Here is a 19,195-nt window from a genome sequence, read left to right on the forward strand (position 1 = left end):
CTGCATGAGGCGCCAGTCGTTGGCGCTGCTGCGTTCGGCAACCTCAAGTTCGCGCCTCGGCTGATGCCCCGGGGGCTGGTCTCCATGCCGCACTGAGAGGGAGAGAGGGGCCGGCAAGGGGCGGCCTGCCGGGATTGGAGAGCGTCCGGGGCGGGCCTGTCCTTCCCTCGCTCTCGACAGGCACTTCCATGAACGTGATCTCTTCCGCGGCCGCGGCCGCGGCCGCCCCCCTCTTGTCGTCCGACCACACGAGCCGCGGCGGAAACATCTTTCTCGCCGGCCACGCGCTCTTGCCGCTCATCGAACGCGGTCAGGCAATAGGCGCAGCCGATCTCCGCGCCACCCTGACCGGCGCCTTCGGCGGCAGCGATGCCGAGGGCTTTTGGACGTGGAAGGACGCCTACGAAGCGACTGAGGTCGCGCAAGTCCTGTTCCTGCGCAAATTCGGCACGGCTATCGCCGCCCGCACAAACGCACCGCAGGCGGCGCTCGTGATGGTGAAGAAGGTCGCGAAGCTCGTTCCGACCCATACGCGCCGTTCCGAGGAGAGCCAGGCGCTTCAGCAGCTCTCCACCCCAACGCCGCTCGCCTATGTCGCGTCCCGTGCGGCCGGCATCATGGCTGACGACGTCGTGCTCGAACCCTCCGCCGGAACCGGCCTGCTGGCGATCTTCGCCGAGCTTGCCCATGCGCGTCTTTACCTCAACGAATTCGCCTCGGTCCGCCGCTCTCTCCTGGAGCAACTCTTCCCCGGAAGGACCGTCACGCAGCACGACGCAGCCCATATCGACGATTACCTCGACCGATCGGTCCGGCCGACCGTCGTCATGATGAACCCGCCATTCTCGGCTGGGGTCCACGTCGAGGGCCGCGTGGATGACGCCTCATGGCGTCATCTCTCTTCCGCCTTCGCGAGGCTCGCCCCGGGCGGTAGACTTGTCGCAATCACTGGCTCCGCCCTTTCCCCCGACAATCCCAAATGGCGTGACGGGTTCGTGCGGCTGCAAGAACATGGCACCGTGCTCTTCAGCGCCGCCATCGACGGCAGCGTCTATGCCCGCCACGGCACCACGACGGAAACCCGGCTCACGGTGATCGACAAGATTGCGGTCGCAGATTCGGAACAGCTCGTTTTGACGAAGGGCGCCGCGCCCAATCTGGAAACCCTTCTCGCCTGGCTCGCGGGCCTCCCACCCCGCTCGCCGTCGACGGCGCCGAACTCCATCGGCGCGCTTTCCAACAACATTCTGCGCAACGTCACTGCGAAGATGGCAGCGCGCAAGGCCGCCGGAACCATGCGTCCCGCTGCGGTCGCAGACCGCCTCCCGCGCGCCGCCCCGGCGCGCCCGGCCGCCGTGCCTCCGCCCGCGGCGACCGATGACACGGTCATCGAGCTTACCTACGAACTGCGCGACGCGGTGCCGACGGATGCCGTTGAGAAGGTCGACGGCATCTACGAGCCGTACCATCTCCAGGCGATACACATCCCCGGCGCCAGGCCGCACCCGGACAAGCTTGTCGAGTCTGTCGCCATGGCGTCGGTCGCGCCGCCGAAACCCAGCTACCGCCCGCTTCTGCCGAAGCACGTTGTCACTGGCGGTGACCTGTCCGAGGCCCAGCTCGAGAGCGTCATCTATGCCGGCGAAGCGCATTCCGGCTATCTTGCCGGTCATTGGACGGTCGACACCTCCTTCGACAATCTGACTGCCGCCTCACCCGAGTCCGAAGGCGCCGTCCGCTTCCGCCGAGGCTGGTTTCTCGGCGACGGGACCGGCGCGGGCAAGGGTCGTCAGGCCGCCGGCGTGATCCTCGACAACTGGCTCAAAGGCCGCCGTCGGCATGTCTGGATATCGAAGTCCGACAAGCTGATCGAGGATGCGCAGCGCGACTGGAGCGCGCTCGGCCAGGAAAAGCTCCTTGTCACGCCGTTGTCCCGCTTCCGGCAGGGCAAGCCGATTCCGCTCCTCGAAGGCATCCTATTCACGACCTTTGCGACGCTGCGAACTGATGAACGTGAAGGCAAGCGCTCGCGCGTTCAGCAGATCGTGGATTGGCTGGGAGATGATTTCGATGGTGTCATCATCTTCGATGAAGGCCATGCCATGGCCAACGCCGCCGGCGGTAAGACCAACCGCGGTGACAAGGTGGCCTCGCAGCAGGGCCGAGCCGGCCTTCGCCTGCAACGCGCGCTTTCCGATGCCCGCGTCGTCTATGTCTCGGCGACCGGTGCGTCGGAGGTCGAATCCCTTGCCTATGCCGAACGTCTCGGTCTCTGGGGCAGCGCCGATTTTCCTTTCCCGACACGCTCCGAATTCATCGCGGCCATCGAGGACGGCGGCGTTGCCGCCATGGAAGTGCTTGCCCGCGACCTCAAGGCCATGGGACTCTATGCGTCGCGCTCCCTGTCCTTCGGAGGCGTCGAATACGAGATTCTCGAACACCAACTGACCGCGGAACAGGTCCACATCTACGATTCCTATGCCGAGGCGTTTCAGGTCATCCACACCCATCTGGACGCGGCGATGGAAGCTTCCGGGATCACCTGCAAGAGCGGGACGTTGAACAAGAACGCCAAGGCGGCAGCCCGTTCGGCCTTCGAAAGCTCCAAGCAGAGATTTTTCAATCACCTGCTGACGTCGATGAAGACGCCGGCTCTAATCTCCGCGACGACCAGGGATCTGGAGGAGGGGCATGCCGCCGTTATCCAGATCGTCTCGACCGGCCAGGCGATCACCGAGCGCCGGTTGGTCGAGATTCCGACCGAGGAATTGAACGACATCCAAGTCGACATAACGCCGCGCGAGCTTGTCGCCGACTATCTGATGCATTCCTTCCCGACGCAGCTCTTCGAAGAGTTTTCCGATGCCGAAGGCAATGTCGCCTCACGGCCGGTCTACGATCCGGACGGCAATCCCGTCATCTGCCGCGAAGCCGAACGCCGCCGTGACGACCTCATGGAGCGGCTCGGAAGCCTCCCAGCGATCCCGACCGCGCTCGACCAGATCGTCCAGCATTTCGGGACGGACCGCGTCGCCGAGATCACCGGCCGCTCGCGCCGCATCGTGCGGCGCGACGACGGTAGCTCCATCGCCCGCTTTGCCGTCGAAAGCCGGCCCGGCAGCGCCAATCTCGACGAGGCACGCGCCTTCATGGACGACGAGAAGGGCATTCTCATCTTCTCGGAAGCGGGCGGGACCGGGCGCTCCTATCACGCGGACCTTGCCTGCAAGAACCAGCGCCAGCGCCTGCACAATCTTCTCGAAGCAGGCTGGCGAGCGGATGTGGCTATCCAGGGCCTCGGCCGCAGCCATCGCACCAACCAGGCGAAGCCGCCCCGCTTCCGGATGATTGCGACCAACGTCAAGTCGGAGCGGCGATTTCTATCGACCATCGCCCGGCGTCTCGACACGCTCGGCGCGATCACGCGAGGACAGCGCCAGACCGGCGGGCAGGGCATGTTCCGTTCGGAGGACAATCTCGAATCGCAATATGCCCGCGACGCGCTCCGGCAATTCTACGGCGTTCTCTACGCCGGCAGGATCGAGGGCTGCTCGCTCAAACGGTTCGAAAACATCACCGGCCTGTCGCTCACCGCCGAGGAAGGCGGCCTGAAGGACGAATTGCCGCCGATCCACACCTTCCTCAACCGCATGCTGGCGCTGACTATCGCCATGCAGAATGTTCTATTCGAGGCCTTTGAGCAATTGCTGACCGCCCGCATCGAAGGCGCTATTGCCGCCGGAATTTATGACAAGGGCCTGGAAACGCTGGCGGCCGACCGCATGACAGTCAAGGATCGCAAGCTGATCTACAAGCATCCGCTCACCGGCGCGCAATCGCATCTCCTGACGATCGAACGCATGAACCGCAACACGCCCATGACGCGGACCGATGCCCTCGCGATTGCCGAACGCGATCCGCGCGCAAAGCTGTTGGTCAACGGCAAGTCCGGCCGGCCGGCAGTGATGATCCCAACCCGCTCGATCATGCGCGACGACGGAGCCATTGAGCCACGCGTCGCACTGATCCGTCCGATGGACGAACTCCGTTTCGAGCTACGCCAGCTCGAAGAGACGAACTGGGAGGAGGCAGACGAACAGGCCTTTGCCGCCGCCTGGGATGCCGAGATTACCGCCATACCGGAATTCTCGACCTCGACACTGCACATCGTCTCGGGTTTGCTCCTGCCGATCTGGAAGCTGTTGCCGCAGGACTATTGCCGCGTCTATCGTCTTCAGGCCGAAGGGGGTGAGCGCATCGTCGGTCGCCTGATCCGGCCTTCCGGCATCGCCCGGCTCTGCACCAATTTCGGCATCGACCAGACGGAAGTTCTCAGCGCGGAGCAGGCATGGAAATCGGTGCTCGACGGATCCTCCATCATCAGCCTTGCCGGCGATATGACGCTGCGCCGGGCTCGAGTGATGAGCGACTACCGCGTCGAGCTTACCGGCTTCACCGACGGCATGCGCGACTGGCTGCGCTCGATCGGCCTCTTCTCCGAGATGATCAGCTGGAAGCTGCGCTTTTTCCTGCCGGTGACCGACGACGGTCCGGCGATCCTGTCGAAGCTGACGCAGCGCCATCGGCTGCTGGCCGTCGAAAGCGGGCATTGAAAGGAGCTAAGCCATGTTGTCCATCGCGGAACTGGCGGACCGTCTCGCGCGTGACGCGGAGGCGGTCTGCCGGCATTACCTCTCCGCCGGCCGTAAGGCCGGCAATTACTGGATCGTCGGCGATGTCGCCAACTCGAAGGGCAAGTCGCTCTATGTGCATCTCTCGGGGCCGCGTAGCGGTCGTTGGGCGGATGGAGCGACGGGACAATACGGCGATCTTCTCGATCTCGTGCGCGAAACCTGCGGCCTGGTCGACTTCCGCGACGTTGCGGATGAGGCGCGGCGGTTCCTGAGCGAACCCCAACCCGACCCGGCGGCGTCCCGCAGGGACTACGCCCTGGATATCTCGCCGGTCAATAGACCGGCGGCCGAGCGGGCCCGACGCCTGCTGCGCATGACGCAACCATTCGCCGGCACACTGGCGGATCGCTACCTACGCCGGCGCGGCATCCTGCACGCGTCCCAGTTTCCAGCCCTGCGTTACCATCCGTCCTGCTACTATCGGGATCTTGTGACCGGGCGGATCACAAGCTACCCGGCGCTGATCGCCGCAGTGACCGACCCCTTCGGCACGATCACCGGCGTGCACCGGACCTACCTCGAATGCTGTGGGCTCGATCCGGACAGCGTCGGCAAGGCGAAGGTCGATACGCCGCGCCGCGCCCTTGGCGAACTGCTCGGCAATGCGGTGCGCTTCCGCTTGCCTGTCCAGGGGCCCGTCCCGGTCCTGGCCGCTGGCGAGGGACTCGAAAGCATGTTGTCGCTTGGCGCTGTGATCCCCGACATGCCGATGGTCTCGGCGCTGACGGCCAATCACCTCGCCGCGTTTCGCCTGCCGGCCGGCTGCCTGCGTCTTTACATCGCCGCCGATGCGGATAGCGCCGGCCGGCACGGTATCGTGCGATTGAGCCGCCGCGCGCAGGCGCTCGGAATCCTGCCGCTGGTGCTCGCTCCCGAACTCGGCGACTTCAACGAAGACCTACGCCGGCTTGGACCCGCCCGGCTCACCGCGCATTTGCGGTCGCAGCTCGCTCCGGAGGATGCGCTGGCCTTCCTGCCCGCGTGATAGCCGTGAGGCGAAGGCGGGGTGGGGCGGTGTCGCCGTGCGTGCCGGAATGGCCGATTGCTGTTGGTCGCCGGATGGTGGAGCGCGCGCGCCCGCGGGCCTGCCCGGAGGCGACCCATACCGTGGGGCGGGCCGGCCTTCGGCGGCGGGGCCGCTCGGCGCTTTGCTGGTCCGCTCGCTTCGCTCGCGGCTCCGGCCGTCCGCCCCATGGAAGGGATCGCCGTCAGGCCGCGAGAGGCGCGGCCCCAACCGACGGAGACCATCATGAACCTGGCGCTTCCCATCGACGACGCTGTCGAGCCCCACCACGCGTCTTCCCCGACCGACCGCTTCATCTACGAAATGCAGCTCTACGGTCATCGCCCCCTCCAGGACGAGCCCGACCCACGGCCCCTGCCCGAGGAGCCGGTGGTCCAGTCTGCGCTGACCGTCATCTTCGACGCCATGTTCGAGATGCTTGGCGACACGCGGCTGGAGCCCGATCTCGAAGACCTGCTCTGGTCGACGGTCAATCTTTTCCACCGGGCCGGCGAGCGCATCCAGCGCGAGCTTCAGCGCAACGAAGACGCGCAGCGCACCGGCCAGCGCGAACAGGACGGCTCCGAGGTCAAAAGCGTTGAGCTGGAGCGCCACTTGGCCGAGGGCATCACGCTTCTTGAACGCCGCAAAGCCTTCGAGTTCATGCGGGACTATGCAGCCGACCTGTTCGAGGCGCAGACCGGCTCGGCATGGCGCCCGCGCACAGGCTCGAAGGTCAACCACGCCAACATGACCGCGGCGATGATCGACAGCCGTGACTTCCTCTCCGCTCGCCGCCACTCCGAGGCTGAGGTGATGATCCCGGCCGGCACGAAAATCGCCCTCGGTGGCGGCATGGACTACAACGACCACGAGCGAATCTGGGCAGCGCTCGACAAGGCCCACGCCAAGCATCCCGACATGGTCCTGCTGCACGGTGGCTCGCCGAAGGGCGCCGAGCGCATCGCTGCTTGCTGGGCCGAAGCCAGAAAGGTGACGCAGATCGCCTTCAAGCCCAACTGGAACCGGCACGCCAAGGCCGCCCCCTTCCGGCGCAACGACGAAATGCTCTCGGTCATGCCCGCGGGCGTCATCATCTTCCCCGGTTCCGGCATCACCAAGAACCTCCGCGACAAGGCCCGCCGGTTCGGCATCAACGTCTGGGAAATCACAGACGGCGCTTGAGCGCCGTTTTCCCATGACGGGTACAGGAGGGTTACATTTCCGCGAATTTGTGTACACATTTTCGCGGAAATGGAGCGCCGCCATTGATGCCTTCATGCAGGCGATCTCCGTCCCGCTGCCAGGGGACGGAGCAGCTGCGTCAGACAGTGCTCTGGGAATGCTTAGGTGGCGCTTTCGAGCATTGTTGCTGACGGCGCGTATTTACCTATCGCCAGCCGCCAGAATTCAGCGCGACCAGTCTCCTTGTGCGGGAGCGGTCTTATGTGGCCAAACGCGTGAATTGGTCCTTGGGCAATAAGCGCCGAAAGTCCGCATCGAAACTCACGACATGCTCGCCCTGATGGATCGCCGCGGCCGCCAGCCACGCATCGGGAATGTCGTTGGCGGAAAGCGACTTTTCCAGGCATAGCCGTGCAAGCATAGCCATCTCGCCGCCCAACATGGCTTGTTCGACGCTCGGCGCTTGCAGCAATGCCTCAATAAAGCGCAGCGCTTCGGCAATCGGTGTCGGATTGACGAAAATTTTCGGATGCGTCACCAGTCGCAGAAAGCTTGCGATCACCATCGGTTGCAGGGTCAAAGGCGAGCCTTGTCCCGCCGCGGAAACGGCACGCTCAAGCCAAGATCGGGCGGTTTGATGATGCGGATGGTCGTCGCGAGAAGCAGCAACCAGGATGTTGACGTCAGGCGTCATGATCGGCGGCGTCCAGCATGGCCTTATTGCTAAGGCCATTGAGACCGGGCGCCAATCCGCCCTTGCCCTTGTAGACCGGTAGCCTCACAGCTTTGGACGGCATCTTTTGCTTGCGCAAACGAAGCTGCAATCCTTCCTCGATCAAGCGCGTGAGCGTAATACGCTGTTGCGCGGCGAGAGCCTTCGCCTCACTCAGCAGAGCATCGTTCAGGTCAAGCGTTGTTTTCATTGGCGCGACAATCCATACAGATTTCTGTATCCTATCCTGCAGGAAGGTTATGCGCAACAGACTTCTTGAGAGCAAGTACGCAGCGGTCAGCAGTGTGGCTGCAATTGCCTCGCCGCACGATGAGTATCGGGCGCGTCGGCCCTTGGCCGACCCGAGCTCTACTCGTAGCGTCCGCCACTCGCCGGTCTGGCTGCGCCGTCGCGGCCTTCGGCAACGATCCCTTACGCAGAAGGAGAGGAGGATCAGGAGGGGGCAGAACTGTTGGAGAGAGAAAGGAGAGCCTCAATGGCGATGATTTTCATAGGCGGATCGCGCGACATATTCAAACTGCGGAGGGCGTCATCGCGAGCATCGGCGACATCGTGACGGCCGAGCATGGCGTCCCGGTCCGCGATGCATCCGGAGCCGACACCGAAGTACCGAGCCTGCTCGCCGGTTACGGCTACGAGCATGTCTGCGTCTTCCATGGCGGTAGAGAACCTCGCAACAATCTCGGCGACTGGGCAGCCTACAACATCGAACCACCAACCGGTGCGCACTGTTTCGCTGTCCATGCCGCGAAGGACCGCGAAATGGCGAGGCGCGCCGACTGCGGGCTGATGATCTGGGACGGCGCCTTGCCGGGACCGCGCTCAATGTGCACCGGGCCTGGATCGGCTCGCCCTGCGTCGTCTACGACATGGCGCGCGGTGTGGTAAGCACCGTCCATTCCCGGGTGGCGAGCCTTGATCGACCGTGCAGGCTCGGACGTAGACCGGCAGGTCGAGGCGCGTATGATGCCGGACGAGCACGACAACTTGAACCATTGAGGCCCGGCAGCGTGGTCGTTTTGTTGGCGTCGAGCAGCCGTGGCGCCGGCCTGCCGAACGGAAGCCGGCCCCTTGCGGGACCGGCTTGGTCCGCGCCATACCGGGTCGGTCCGCTGGATGAAGCTGTTGTCCGCGCGCCCGGGCGACCGACAACGGCGTCGCCGAAAATGATGCCCTCCGCGGAGCGCGCCATTCGGCCCGAAGCGCGTATCCGAACCACCGCGCGGCGGGACCGTGAACCAGCGGCAGCATGTTTCGAGGCCGGGCGTCTGTTGAACTGATGCGGCAGGCGGAGATGCATTCGCGGGCCGGTGTCCGCTAAAGAACGGCGATGCGCAGGGACGCAGAGCGACGTTATGGCGCTCCTGCGAGCATACCCTGTGGCAGCAAGTGCGGCGGTCGGGCTGCCTGGTGTGCCGCGCCATCGGCCGCATCCGGTCCATTCCCTTGTTATGTCGACTTGTGGAGGACCGCCTGCTTATTGCGGTCAACCCCATTGGGGTACAGCCGACAAAATTTCTGGAAAATTCTTTTCAAGTTTTGCCTGCGGGGACGTTCGCCCCCGGATTTTCGGCAAAAAGAATTTTCCAGAAATTGTGCCGGCCTGACCGCAGCAGGACGGCCCTCTCCAGCGCCGCCATCGGGAATGGACCCGATACTACCGAAGGAGAAGTACAATGGCATCCCAAATCGCAACCCTCACCGCCAAGGCCGACGGCTCGATGGAAGGCGTCTTCGCAACGCTCCGGGTGAACGCCCCGATCGCCGTCCTGCCGAACGCCAACAAGTCCCGTGAGGAAGCTCCGGACTACCGCATCGTCAACAAGCGCACCGGCTTCGAAATCGGCGCGGGCTGGAACCGGATCTCGCCACGCAGCGGCGTGGAATACCTCTCGGTGAAGCTCGAAGCCCCCGAGATCGGTGTCATCTTCGGCAACGTCGCCCCGGCCCCAGGCGGAGACGAAAGCAAAAAAGTCATCCTCTGGAACGAACCGAACTGAACCAAGCTAAGCCGGTCCCGCAAGGGGCCGGCTTCCTTCTTTGCCTCTGCCACGGGGACAATCATGACCATTCCCAAAATTGAACGTCTTCTGAACAGCCCTGCTGAACCCGAGATCGAACGGCGATCGCCACCATGCTGCCGTGACCCTCCAACCACTTGCGCGTGCGAACGACCACGTGCCGGATCGACTCGGACGCTGGCGAGACGGTCGGCCACGGCTGGAGCCAGCTCAGCTCGCTCTACGCCACTGAGAAGTCCGGTGTGCAGATTCCGCCCGCTGGCGCCCTGCGGCCGGATGGATTTTGGTGCCAAACGGAGCCTGAACGTGTGCTCAGATCCTCCGATCGTGCCGTGGCGCGGCGAAGGCCTCAAGGACGTCGCGGCCCCTCCAATTTTTTCAACGAACCGCTGGCGCGGCTCGCCGAAAAAATCGGTTCCTCCGCTTGCCGCCTCCGGCGGTCGCGTACCACGATCCTTGACCCCTCCGCCGTGCCACAGACGCCGTCGTCATCTTTCATAAACTAAAAGGAGACGACAATGTCGATCGAACAGCACATCGAGGAACTGCGGGCCGAGCTGCGGAACGCCGTCTATCCCGCAGAACGCCACGAGATCGAAGCCGAGCTGAAGCGAGCCTGCGCCGAACTGGACGCAGCGATGGCCGACCTCTTCGGCGACGACGCAGAGCCTCCCCACTGAGGGAGGTCTGTGATTGCAATCCGGGCCGGTCGCGCCGGATCGACCGGCGCGACCGGCCGGAAGCTCCGCTTCCAACCGACCTGCGCACCGCCGAAGGAATGGGGCAGGCGCTATATGTTTGCCGGTCTTATTCCGTATCCGCGTGCGCGCTTCGCCCGCAACAGATCGAGGAAGAGGCGCACCGCGCCCGCCTCCCACGCGAAATGGTGCACCATCATCTGGTCGCCGGAACCGATACGCCCCATCGCCGTGTAAGGCACAGTGTCCCGAACAGCGCCGGTTCGATCGACAGGGAATAGAAGCGCGCCATGTTCCTCGTCGCGTCCGTGCGCCCGATACAGAGCTGGTATGGTTGAGTGAGCATGGCGGAAGAATCGCCTGATCAGGTTTTCGCGTCCAATGACACTTATGAATCCGTCGATCCATGCCGATTCATTTTCGTGATCAATCGCTGGTCCTGCCTGCGCGGTCTCCGGGCGAGCCGAATTTTGGTCGGTCGCGCTCTACTTGCGCCGTTCCCCAAGCCGGCTACGCCGTCTCAGCCGGATAGATCGGCAGTCCCGTCGCATGGGATACCCGTTCGCGCTCCCCCCGCTGGCTGGTCGCTGGATACGCACCATTAAGGCCACGAGGCTCACCTCCGACTTCCAAAATTACGCCGACCCAGCCGGCCTCAAGGACGGCGCGGATGGACTAGCTCGATCGGCGTCTATTCTAGGCTCGCGTTCTTGTCTGGATCCCTTCTTAAGTCTAGACTCTCTGGTATCTGAAAGTCTGTACTTGCCAAAATCCGCAATGAACCCGCCGCCAATCGATCATAAAGGTGGCCCAACGGGCCGCAGCGCGACGTCCCGCGTGCTCCGCTTAGTCGTCCGTCTTCCATTCATGATCGTCCTCGGCCTTGCGAGGGCCGTTCTCTTTAGTGCCTGGTATCTCGCTTTCTACGTCCTTTGCATGTTCCGCCCGTTCACGGGAATGCTGTTGCTGGCCGGGATCGTGATGGTGCCGATGGCGATCACCGTCTTCGCCCATCCCGACGCCGCCAACGGCATGCCGTTCTGGGCCTTTATTCTGATGGCGATTGGATGCGCCGCCTTTGCGGTCGGCTATTCGATCTTCCTCGACTGGATCACGCCGCCCGGCGCGGAAGATCCGTTTGCTCGCTACCGCCGCCGTGGCCGGTAGCGCTGGTGGCCGGTACAGAACCGTTTGTTTCCGTCGGTCGGAGATCCGGAACAATGTCGACACGCTATGGGATCGCTTTGACGAACCGATTGGCCTTGGCCGCCTTGTCCATGTCTTTCCGCCTGAAATAGATCGCCCGTCCGCAGCGGATCGGACTATGGCCCTGAACGATGATAATCTGCTCGTCCTTGCGCATGGATTGCGTGATCTCGTGCGGCATGATCAACGGCCGGCGTTGGAAGTTGACGCTCTCCGATTTCCGCGCCGCGCGGTTCTTCGTGTCCCAGCCGATGTTGCGTGAGCTGCCTTTCACCTCGACCGTCATTTCGCCGCATTGCATCGAGACGTTGCGCGCGGTGTCGAGTGCCTTGATCGCGGCATAGGAGGCGAAGGCGCAGCCGTCGATCCATGACGTCGCGCCGTCCTTCCCGAAATGCCTCTCTAACTGGCCGACCGACTGGTACATCAGCATCATGCTGATGCCGTATTTGCGACCACGGTCGCGCGCCTCTTCGAGGACGCGCATGTAGCCGAGGAGATCGACCTCATCGAGCATGAACAGCGCCCGGCGCCTGAAGCCGCCATCGGCCTGCACCATTGCATTAATCAGCGAGCCGATGATCACCCGGCCGATGCCCGGATAAGAGCGCAGGATCGACGCCGGGATATTGAGGAACACGTCCTTCTTCCCGTTGACGATATCACTCGATTTGAACGCATTGCCGCAGACGAGCGCCGCGTAACTGTCGAGCGACAGCCACTGCGTATCCTTCGACGCCGTCGAATAGACTCCGGAGAATGTCTGCTCCGTCATGTTGGTGAACACGCCCAGCGTCTCGCGGATGAAGATGGAGGCGGCATGCTCCTGAATGTCGCGCAGCATGGCGAGGACGGACGGCTCCGGCTCGGAAACGATCTGCCGCAGACTGCGTAAGGTTCGCCGTCCCTCATATTCCGGCGAGAGCATCACGTGCGCCAACAGGCCGGTCAGCAGATTGTGCGCCTGGGACTGGAAGTATGACCCCGTCGATGATTCGAAGCGTACGCTTTCCGACAGCAGCATGTGCGCGACGCTGACGATATCCTCCTCTTTTTGCCCGGACGTTTCGATCCACTCCAGCGCGTTGAAGCCCATGATGGGATTGCGCGGATCGAGCACCATCACCTCGCGGCCGAGCGCGCGGGTTCGATGCGCGACCACCATCGGCGCAACCTCCATGGACGGATCGAGGCAGACCAGCGGCCCGCTATAGTGCAGCGCCGTCGGCACCACGTTGCTGGTGGTCTTGTATCCGCCCGAGCCGGCGAAGAAGAGCATATGGGTGGAATCGAAGTTCTGCTTGTAGGTCAAGAGTGGCGCTTTCCCGCCCTGTCCCCATGTCGCTGGATCGTTAGGGTCAAACGGCACCTCGTGGACGGTTTCCTTGTCGACGCGATAGCGCTCGCCGACGATGATCTCACCGTCTGGCGGAAACAGCTTTCCAACGGCCGACATGGACAGCCAGTCTGCATCTCCAAAGATTCCTCGCTTTGCGCGCTTCACCGGTTTGGGCACGACGGTCGAAATGCGCGCCGCGACCGCGATCGCCATGAAGCCGACAACGCTACCCGCGATCGCGACCATGTCGAGGTACGAGAGCGCGGCGTTCCATGTCAGCGCGCCGCTCTCCACGAACGGCCAGAGCCGGCTATATTCGCGCAATGCGTAGAAGGCGACGACAGCGAGGAACGTGATGAGGTTCACTATGGCGACCGGTCTTCGCCGGTGCAATGGCAGCGCCCAAACGGTCAGGAGCCCGGCAAGCGGTCCGAACAAAAGCGTCGGTATTGGTGACGCCCGCAGGAACCAGTATTCGGCTTTTCCGGTAAGGCCGACCGCGAGCGCCGGCCATCGCCAGCCGACGACATACACGGCGAACGCCACCACCGCGATCGGCACCAGAACGAGTAAAAGGCTCGGATGCGGATTTGCCTTCAGCGCCATTCCGCCGTCTCCTCGATCCGAGGTGAACGGTCATCGAGCGCGGGAGCCTTGAACGCCTCCTCGCCGATGTCGCGAAGCCGCCGGTGCTTTGCGGAACCCGGGGCGACCCTTGCCAGTTCGAGAAGACCACCGAGCAGGAAGGCCCGGTCAGCCTTCGACAATCCCGCGCGCACGACAATGCCGCCGAGTAGGAATTTCTCGCGAGCCTCGCGCTTGCGGTCAGCCGTCATGAGAAACCGCCGCCGGCCTTCCAGTCCCGCCACCTGCCTGTCCACGCGTCGAAGCAGATGCGCCACTAGCCCCCTTCTTCTCCCCTCTGCGAAATCGCACGGCGATCTCCTCGAAGATGCGGTCGACCTCCTCGTCCGCGATCTCCATTTCCGCCAAGCCCGATTTCGTGGCGGCACGCGCGAAGCGATCGGCAGATTTTACGATCAGGTTTCGTCGGCGTTCACGCAGCTTCTCGATCTGGGCGTCAATGTCCGAGATTGACGATTTTGCGGCCATACCAGCATCCTTTCCTTTTGGACCAATCTGAACGCCGACTATTATACTATCTGGTATACGATAGTAAAAGAGGCTACCTTCCGTCATCCCGAAAACGTCACAGCCGAAATTCCGGCGAAAGGCCGTCTTTCGGAGAAGCGGCATCGGCCCTGGCAGGCCGATTGGTTTGAGGGCGCAATATACGTCGCTGTCGCGACGTGCCTGAAGAGGTCTGGAGACGCCAGTGGCGATCATGTTCGTCAGAGCGCAGGTGATCAGCAGGGGAGCGGGACGCAGCATTGTCTCGGCCGCCGCTTATCGCCATCGTGCCCGGATGATGGACCAGCAGGCCGGCACGTCATTCAGCTATCGGGGCGGCGCCGCAGAACTCATGCACGAGGAGTTGGCGCTGCCCGACCAGACTCCCGCTTGGCTGAAGACAGCGATTGAGGGGCAATCCGTCGCCAAAGCCAGCGAGGCGCTCTGGAATGCGCTCGACGCCTTCGAGACGCGGGGGGACGCGCAGCTTGCCCGCGAGCTCATCATCGCGCTGCCGGAAGAACTGACGCGGGCAGAGAACATCGCGCTGGTTCGCGAGTTCGTGCGGGACAATTTCACGTCAAAGGGAATGGTCGCGGACTGGGTCTATCACGACAAAGAGGGCAATCCGCATATCCACCTGATGGCTACATTGAGGCCCCTGACGGAAGAGGGGTTCGGGCCAAAGAAGGTTCCTGTGCTCGGCGAGGATGGCGAGCCGTTGCGTGTTGTCACGCCCGACCGGCCGAACGGCAAGATCGTCTACAAGCTCTGGGCGGGCGACAAGGAAACCATGAAGGGCTGGAAGATTGCCTGGGCGGAAACGGCCAATCGGCATCTGGCGCTTGCCGGTCACGAGATCCGCATTGATGGTCGTTCCTATGCCGAGCAGGGCCTCGACGGCATCGCGCAAAGACATCATGGTCCGGAGAAGGCAGCACTCGCTCGCAAGGGCGTTGAGATGTATTTTGCCCCGGCCGATCTTGCGCGGCGGCAGGAGATGGCGGACCGGTTGCTGGCCGAACCGGAGCTCTTGCTGAAGCAGCTCGGCAATGAGCGCTCCACCTTCGACGAGCGTGATATCGCCAAGGCGCTGCACCGCTATGTCGACGATCCGGCCGATTTCGCAAATATTCGTGCGCGGTCGATGGCCTCGAATGAACTGGTTACGTTGAAGCTGCAGGAGATCGATGCTGAGACCGGCAAAGCGTCGGAGCCAGCGGTCTTCACCACGCGGGAGATTCTGCGCATCGAATACAACATGGCGCAGTCGGCTGAGGCCCTGTCGAAGCGCAAGGGCTTTAGGGTTGCGGCGCGAAATGTCACGGCCGCGATCAGAAGCGTGGAGATGGCCGATCCGGAAAGGCCCTTCAAGCTCGATACAGAACAGGTCGATGCGGTCCGTCACGTCACGGGCGACAGCGCAATCGCGGCCGTCGTCGGCCTCGCCGGCGCCGGCAAATCGACGCTGCTTGCCGCCGCGCGCGTTGCCTGGGAAGGCGAGGGGCGCCGGGTCATCGGTGCGGCGCTTGCCGGCAAAGCCGCAGAAGGGCTGGAAGACAGTTCCGGGATAAAGTCGCGGACGCTCGCGTCTTGGGAACTCGCCTGGTCCGGCGGACGCGAGCTGCTCGACCGCGGCGACGTGCTGGTCGTCGACGAGGCCGGAATGGTGTCCTCGCAGCAGATGGCACGCGTCCTGAAGGCCGCGGAAGAGGCGGGGGTGAAAGTCGTACTGGTCGGCGATGCGATGCAGCTCCAGCCCATCCAGGCAGGCGCGGCGTTCCGGGCGATTTCGGCGCGTGTCGGTTTTGCCGAACTTGCCGGCGTGCGCCGCCAGCGCGACCAATGGGCGCGCGAGGCCTCGCGGCTCTTCGCCTGCGGCAAGGTCGAGGAGGGACTCGACGCATATGCTGCGCACGGTCGTTTGCTCGAAGCCGAAACGCGTGAGGAAATTATCGAACGCATCGTTTCCGACTGGGCGGATGCGTGCAAGCAGGCGATCGAGAAAACCGTCTCGGACGGTGCGGTTGGCCGGCTTCGCGGTGACGAACTTCTCGTTCTCGCACATACCAATGATGACGTGCGGAAGCTGAACGAGTCCCTGCGCCGAGTGATGAACAATGAAGGCGCGCTGGCGGGTGCGCGCGAATTCCAGACAGCGCGTGGGGTGCGCGAGTTCGCCGTCAGCGATCGCATCATCTTCCTGGAAAACGCTTGCTTCCTTGAACCGCGTGCGCGGCATCTCGGCCGACAATACGTCAAGAACGGCATGCTCGGCACGGTCGTTTCCACCGGCGACCGCCAAGGCGATACGCTGCTTGCGGTTCGCCTCGACAATGGCCGCGACGTCGTCATCAGCGAGGACAGCTATCGCAATGTCGATCACGGCTATGCCGTGACGATCCATAAATCGCAAGGCGCCACCGTCGACCGGACCTTCGTACTCGCCACCGGCATGATGGACCAGCACCTGACCTATGTGTCGATGACCCGTCATCGTGATCGCACCGATCTCTATGCGGCGCGAGAAGATTTTGAGGCGAAGCCCGAATGCGGCCGAAAGGCGCGTGTCGATCATATGGCCGGTGTCACCGGCGAGCTGGTGGAAGCCGGACAAGCGAAGTTCCGACCCGATAACGAGGATGCCGACGAAAGCCCCTATGCCGACGTCAGGACGGATGATGGAACCGTCCACCGGCTTTGGGGCGTGAGCCTGCCGAAGGCGCTCAAGGAGGCCGGCGTCTTGGAAGGCGATGCCGTGACGCTTCGCAAGGACGGCATCGAGAAGGTCAAGGTGACGGTACCCGTCATCGATAAGCAGACGGGCGAGAAATGCTTCGAAGAACGGGAGGTCGACCGGAACGTCTGGACGGCCAAACAGATCGAAACCGCCGAAGTCCGCCAGGAGCGGATCAAGCGCGAGAGCCACCGACCGGAACTGTTCAGGCAGATGGTCGATCGCCTCGGGCGATCCGGCGCCAAGACGACGACGCTCGATTTCGAGAGCGAGGCCGGATACCAGGCGCATGCCAGCGACTTCGCTCGGCGGCGCGGGCTCGATGGTCTCGCCGAGGCTGTGGCCGGGATGGAGGAGGGTGTTGCGCGGCGGCTGGCGTGGGTTGCGGAGAAGCGCAGGCAGGTGGCGAAGCTCTGGGAGCGGGCGAGCGTGGCGCTCGGCCTCGCGATCGAGCGGGAACGGCAGGTCTCGTATGACGAGCAACGGACACAATCCGGCGCGGAAGAAGTTTCGATCGGCCGGCACCATCTGATTCCACCGACGACTGCATTTGCCCGGAGTGTCGACGAGGATGCCCGGCTTGCGCAGCTTGCTTCGCCACGGTGGAAGGAGCGCGAGGATATTCTGCGACCGGTGCTAGAAAAGATCTATCGCGACCCGGACGCCGCACTTGTCAACCTGAACGCTCTCGCCTCGGATGACCCGATCGAGCCGCGCAAGCTTGCCAACGATCTCGCTGCCGTGCCGGAGCGGCTTGGCCGTCTGCGCGGTTCGGACCGCATCGTCGACGGTCCCGAGGCGCGGGACAAGCACGGCATAACGTCGGCGGTTCTGGATGAATTGCTGCCCCTGGCCCGCGCCCATGCGACGGCGTTCCGCCGCAATGCCGAATACTTCCGCGAGCGTGAGAACATGCGTCGCGCCGTAATGTCGTTGTCGGTTCCAGCAATCTCGAAACAGGCCATGACGCGCTTGATGGAGGTCGAGGCGGTACGCCGGCGGGGTGGGGACGATGCCTACAAGACTGCCTTTGCGTATGCGGTAGAGGACCGGTCCGTGGTGCAGGAAGTGAAGGCCGTCAGCGATGCACTAACCGCCCGCTTCGGCTGGAGCGCCTTCACCTCGAAGGCGGATGCGGTTGCCGAACGCAACATTGTCGAGCGTATGCCGGAAGATCTCACGGATGGACGCCGCGGAAAACTGACGCGGCTGTTCGAGGTCGTCCGCCGCTTTGTCGAGGAGCAGCATCTGGCTGAAAGGACGGATCGGTCGAAGATCGTGGCCGGTGCGAGTGTCGAGTTCGGCAAGGAAGCAAAAGCCGTGCTGCCGATGTTTGCCGCGGTGACGGAGTTCAAAACGCCCGTGGACGAGGAGGCGCGCACGCGGGCGCTCAGCGTTGCGCACTATCGCCATAACCGTTCCACCTTCGCAGACACCGCGGCGCGCGTCTGGCGCGATCCCGCCGGCGCCATCGCGAAGGTCGAGGAGTTGATCGTCAAGGGTGTTGCCGGCGACCGGATCGCGAACGCCGTGACCAACGATCCCGCTGCCTATGGGGCACTGCGTGGTTCGGATCGCCTGATGGACCGGTTGCTCGCGTCCGGCCGGGAAAGAAAGGACGCGTTGGCGACCGTGCTGGAAGCGGCCGCCCGTCTGCGCTCGCTCGGTGCCTCCTGGGCGAGCGCTTTCGATGCCGAGCGCCAAGCCGTCACCATCGAGCGGGGCCGCATGGCAATCGTCATTCCGGGTCTGTCGGACGCGGCCGAAGAGACTCTGGGCAAGCTGACGGCGCAACTGAAGAAAGCGCAGAAGGAGACGTCGGAAACCAAGGGCAGCAAGATGAATATCGGTGCTGACCTTCCCCCCGAAATCCGGCGCGAGTTTGCGGCGGTCAGCCGGGCCCTAGATGAACGCTTTGGCCGCAACGCCATTCTGCGCGGTGAGAAGAACGTGATCGATCGTGTGGCCTCGGCGCAACGTCGGGCATTCGATGCCATGCAGGAAAAGCTGAAGTTTTTGCAGCAGACAGTCCGCAGGCAAGAAAGCGAGCGGTTTTTAACAGAGCGGCGCCCGCGAGATATCAATCGCGCGCACGGTATAGATCGCTGAGACTTGTCGAATCGAGAAAATGACCTGTCAGTTTGCATCGCTGTTTGAGAGGCCTCGCCTTGTTGAGCTTGGCGCGCGCGTTGTTTATCGCATCGGCAGACTCCTCATCGATGACCCTCCAGTATGTGAGCAATCTCCCGCCTGCGCAGCACCGGTATGTAACTTCCGTCATAGCTATCGAACGAATTGCCTTCGCCATCGATTTGCCTTTCGCATTCTGTGCGTCAGTCTGGCGAAGCTTCGCGAGAGTCTCTTTCGAACTGTATCGGATGCCATTCATGTCCTTCGTTGGCCCCTGGCCATTGAAGTGTGGGTCACTTTTGAAGGACATTCGGCTTC

13 protein-coding genes and 1 pseudogene are annotated in these 19,195 nt (G+C 63.4%); 8 read left to right on the forward strand and 6 right to left on the reverse strand.

The window, feature by feature from the left end:
• Nucleotides 1-188: 188 nt before the first annotated feature.
• The 3 genes from BM413_RS22190 to BM413_RS22200 all read left to right on the forward strand — a co-directional run bounded on the left by BM413_RS22190 (nucleotide 189) and on the right by BM413_RS22200 (nucleotide 6,882).
• Nucleotides 189-4,613, forward strand: coding sequence for a strawberry notch family protein (locus BM413_RS22190; protein ID WP_091916999.1), 4,425 nt, complete (start codon nucleotides 189-191; stop codon nucleotides 4,611-4,613).
• Between the two features lie 13 nt (nucleotides 4,614-4,626).
• Entirely contained in the window at nucleotides 4,627-5,679 is a 1,053-nt protein-coding gene (locus tag BM413_RS22195; RefSeq protein ID WP_091917001.1) for a DUF7146 domain-containing protein, read from the forward strand.
• Nucleotides 5,680-5,943: 264 nt separating this feature from the next.
• A complete protein-coding gene (locus BM413_RS22200; RefSeq protein ID WP_091917002.1) occupies nucleotides 5,944-6,882 on the forward strand; it encodes a DUF2493 domain-containing protein in 939 nt (312 codons plus the stop codon).
• 259 nt (nucleotides 6,883-7,141) lie between these two features.
• On the opposite strand, the gene BM413_RS22205 is transcribed toward BM413_RS22200, so the two are convergent.
• Nucleotides 7,142-7,576 carry a TA system VapC family ribonuclease toxin gene (locus BM413_RS22205; protein ID WP_091917004.1) on the reverse strand — a complete coding sequence of 145 codons (435 nt, stop codon included), beginning with the start codon at nucleotides 7,574-7,576 and terminating at the stop codon, nucleotides 7,142-7,144.
• Nucleotides 7,566-7,805 (reverse strand): DUF2191 domain-containing protein, encoded by a 240-nt coding sequence (locus tag BM413_RS22210; RefSeq protein ID WP_091917134.1) that lies wholly within the window; start codon nucleotides 7,803-7,805, stop codon nucleotides 7,566-7,568. The genes BM413_RS22205 and BM413_RS22210 overlap by 11 nt, the downstream gene beginning before the upstream one ends.
• Nucleotides 7,806-8,167: 362 nt before the next feature.
• On the opposite strand from BM413_RS22210, the gene BM413_RS33675 reads away from it, so the two are divergent.
• The 3 genes from BM413_RS33675 to BM413_RS33220 all read left to right on the forward strand — a co-directional run bounded on the left by BM413_RS33675 (nucleotide 8,168) and on the right by BM413_RS33220 (nucleotide 10,316).
• Nucleotides 8,168-8,503 carry a hypothetical protein gene (locus tag BM413_RS33675; RefSeq protein ID WP_244537962.1) on the forward strand — a complete coding sequence of 112 codons (336 nt, stop codon included), beginning with the start codon at nucleotides 8,168-8,170 and terminating at the stop codon, nucleotides 8,501-8,503.
• Between the two features lie 788 nt (nucleotides 8,504-9,291).
• On the forward strand, nucleotides 9,292-9,615 hold the full coding sequence (locus BM413_RS22220) for a DUF736 domain-containing protein (protein WP_091917006.1): 324 nt from the start codon (nucleotides 9,292-9,294) through the stop codon (nucleotides 9,613-9,615).
• A 539-nt stretch (nucleotides 9,616-10,154) separates the two neighbouring features.
• Complete coding sequence (locus BM413_RS33220) at nucleotides 10,155-10,316, forward strand: hypothetical protein (protein WP_165867690.1); 162 nt, start codon at nucleotides 10,155-10,157, stop codon at nucleotides 10,314-10,316.
• A gap of 110 nt (nucleotides 10,317-10,426) precedes the next feature.
• Here the strand turns inward: BM413_RS33220 and BM413_RS22225 are convergent.
• A pseudogene (locus BM413_RS22225) lies at nucleotides 10,427-10,680 on the reverse strand (WGR domain-containing protein).
• Nucleotides 10,681-11,201: 521 nt separating this feature from the next.
• On the opposite strand from BM413_RS22225, the gene BM413_RS33680 reads away from it, so the two are divergent.
• The gene (locus BM413_RS33680; protein ID WP_244537963.1) at nucleotides 11,202-11,501 is read left to right on the forward strand and encodes a hypothetical protein; all 300 of its coding nucleotides are present in this window, start codon (nucleotides 11,202-11,204) and stop codon (nucleotides 11,499-11,501) included.
• Nucleotides 11,502-11,565: 64 nt separating this feature from the next.
• Here BM413_RS33680 and traG read toward each other — a convergent pair whose 3' ends face one another.
• The 3 genes from traG to BM413_RS22245 are packed head-to-tail and all read right to left on the reverse strand — an operon-like array spanning nucleotide 11,566 to nucleotide 13,992.
• Nucleotides 11,566-13,485, reverse strand: coding sequence for a Ti-type conjugative transfer system protein TraG (gene traG / locus BM413_RS22235; RefSeq protein WP_091917007.1), 1,920 nt, complete (start codon nucleotides 13,483-13,485; stop codon nucleotides 11,566-11,568).
• Nucleotides 13,476-13,715, reverse strand: a complete 240-nt coding sequence (locus BM413_RS22240; protein ID WP_091917009.1) for a conjugal transfer protein TraD — start codon at nucleotides 13,713-13,715, stop codon at nucleotides 13,476-13,478. Before BM413_RS22240 ends, traG begins: the two co-directional genes overlap by 10 nt.
• Nucleotides 13,705-13,992, reverse strand: a complete 288-nt coding sequence (locus BM413_RS22245) for a TraC family protein (RefSeq protein ID WP_091917011.1) — start codon at nucleotides 13,990-13,992, stop codon at nucleotides 13,705-13,707. Before BM413_RS22245 ends, BM413_RS22240 begins: the two co-directional genes overlap by 11 nt.
• Nucleotides 13,993-14,215: 223 nt before the next feature.
• On the opposite strand from BM413_RS22245, the gene traA reads away from it, so the two are divergent.
• Nucleotides 14,216-18,856, forward strand: a complete 4,641-nt coding sequence (gene traA / locus BM413_RS22250) for a Ti-type conjugative transfer relaxase TraA (protein ID WP_091917013.1) — start codon at nucleotides 14,216-14,218, stop codon at nucleotides 18,854-18,856.
• Nucleotides 18,857-19,195 lie beyond the last annotated feature (339 nt).

The sequence above is a fragment of the Mesorhizobium sp. YR577 genome, assembly GCF_900116595.1.
GTDB lineage: Bacteria > Pseudomonadota > Alphaproteobacteria > Rhizobiales > Rhizobiaceae > Mesorhizobium_M.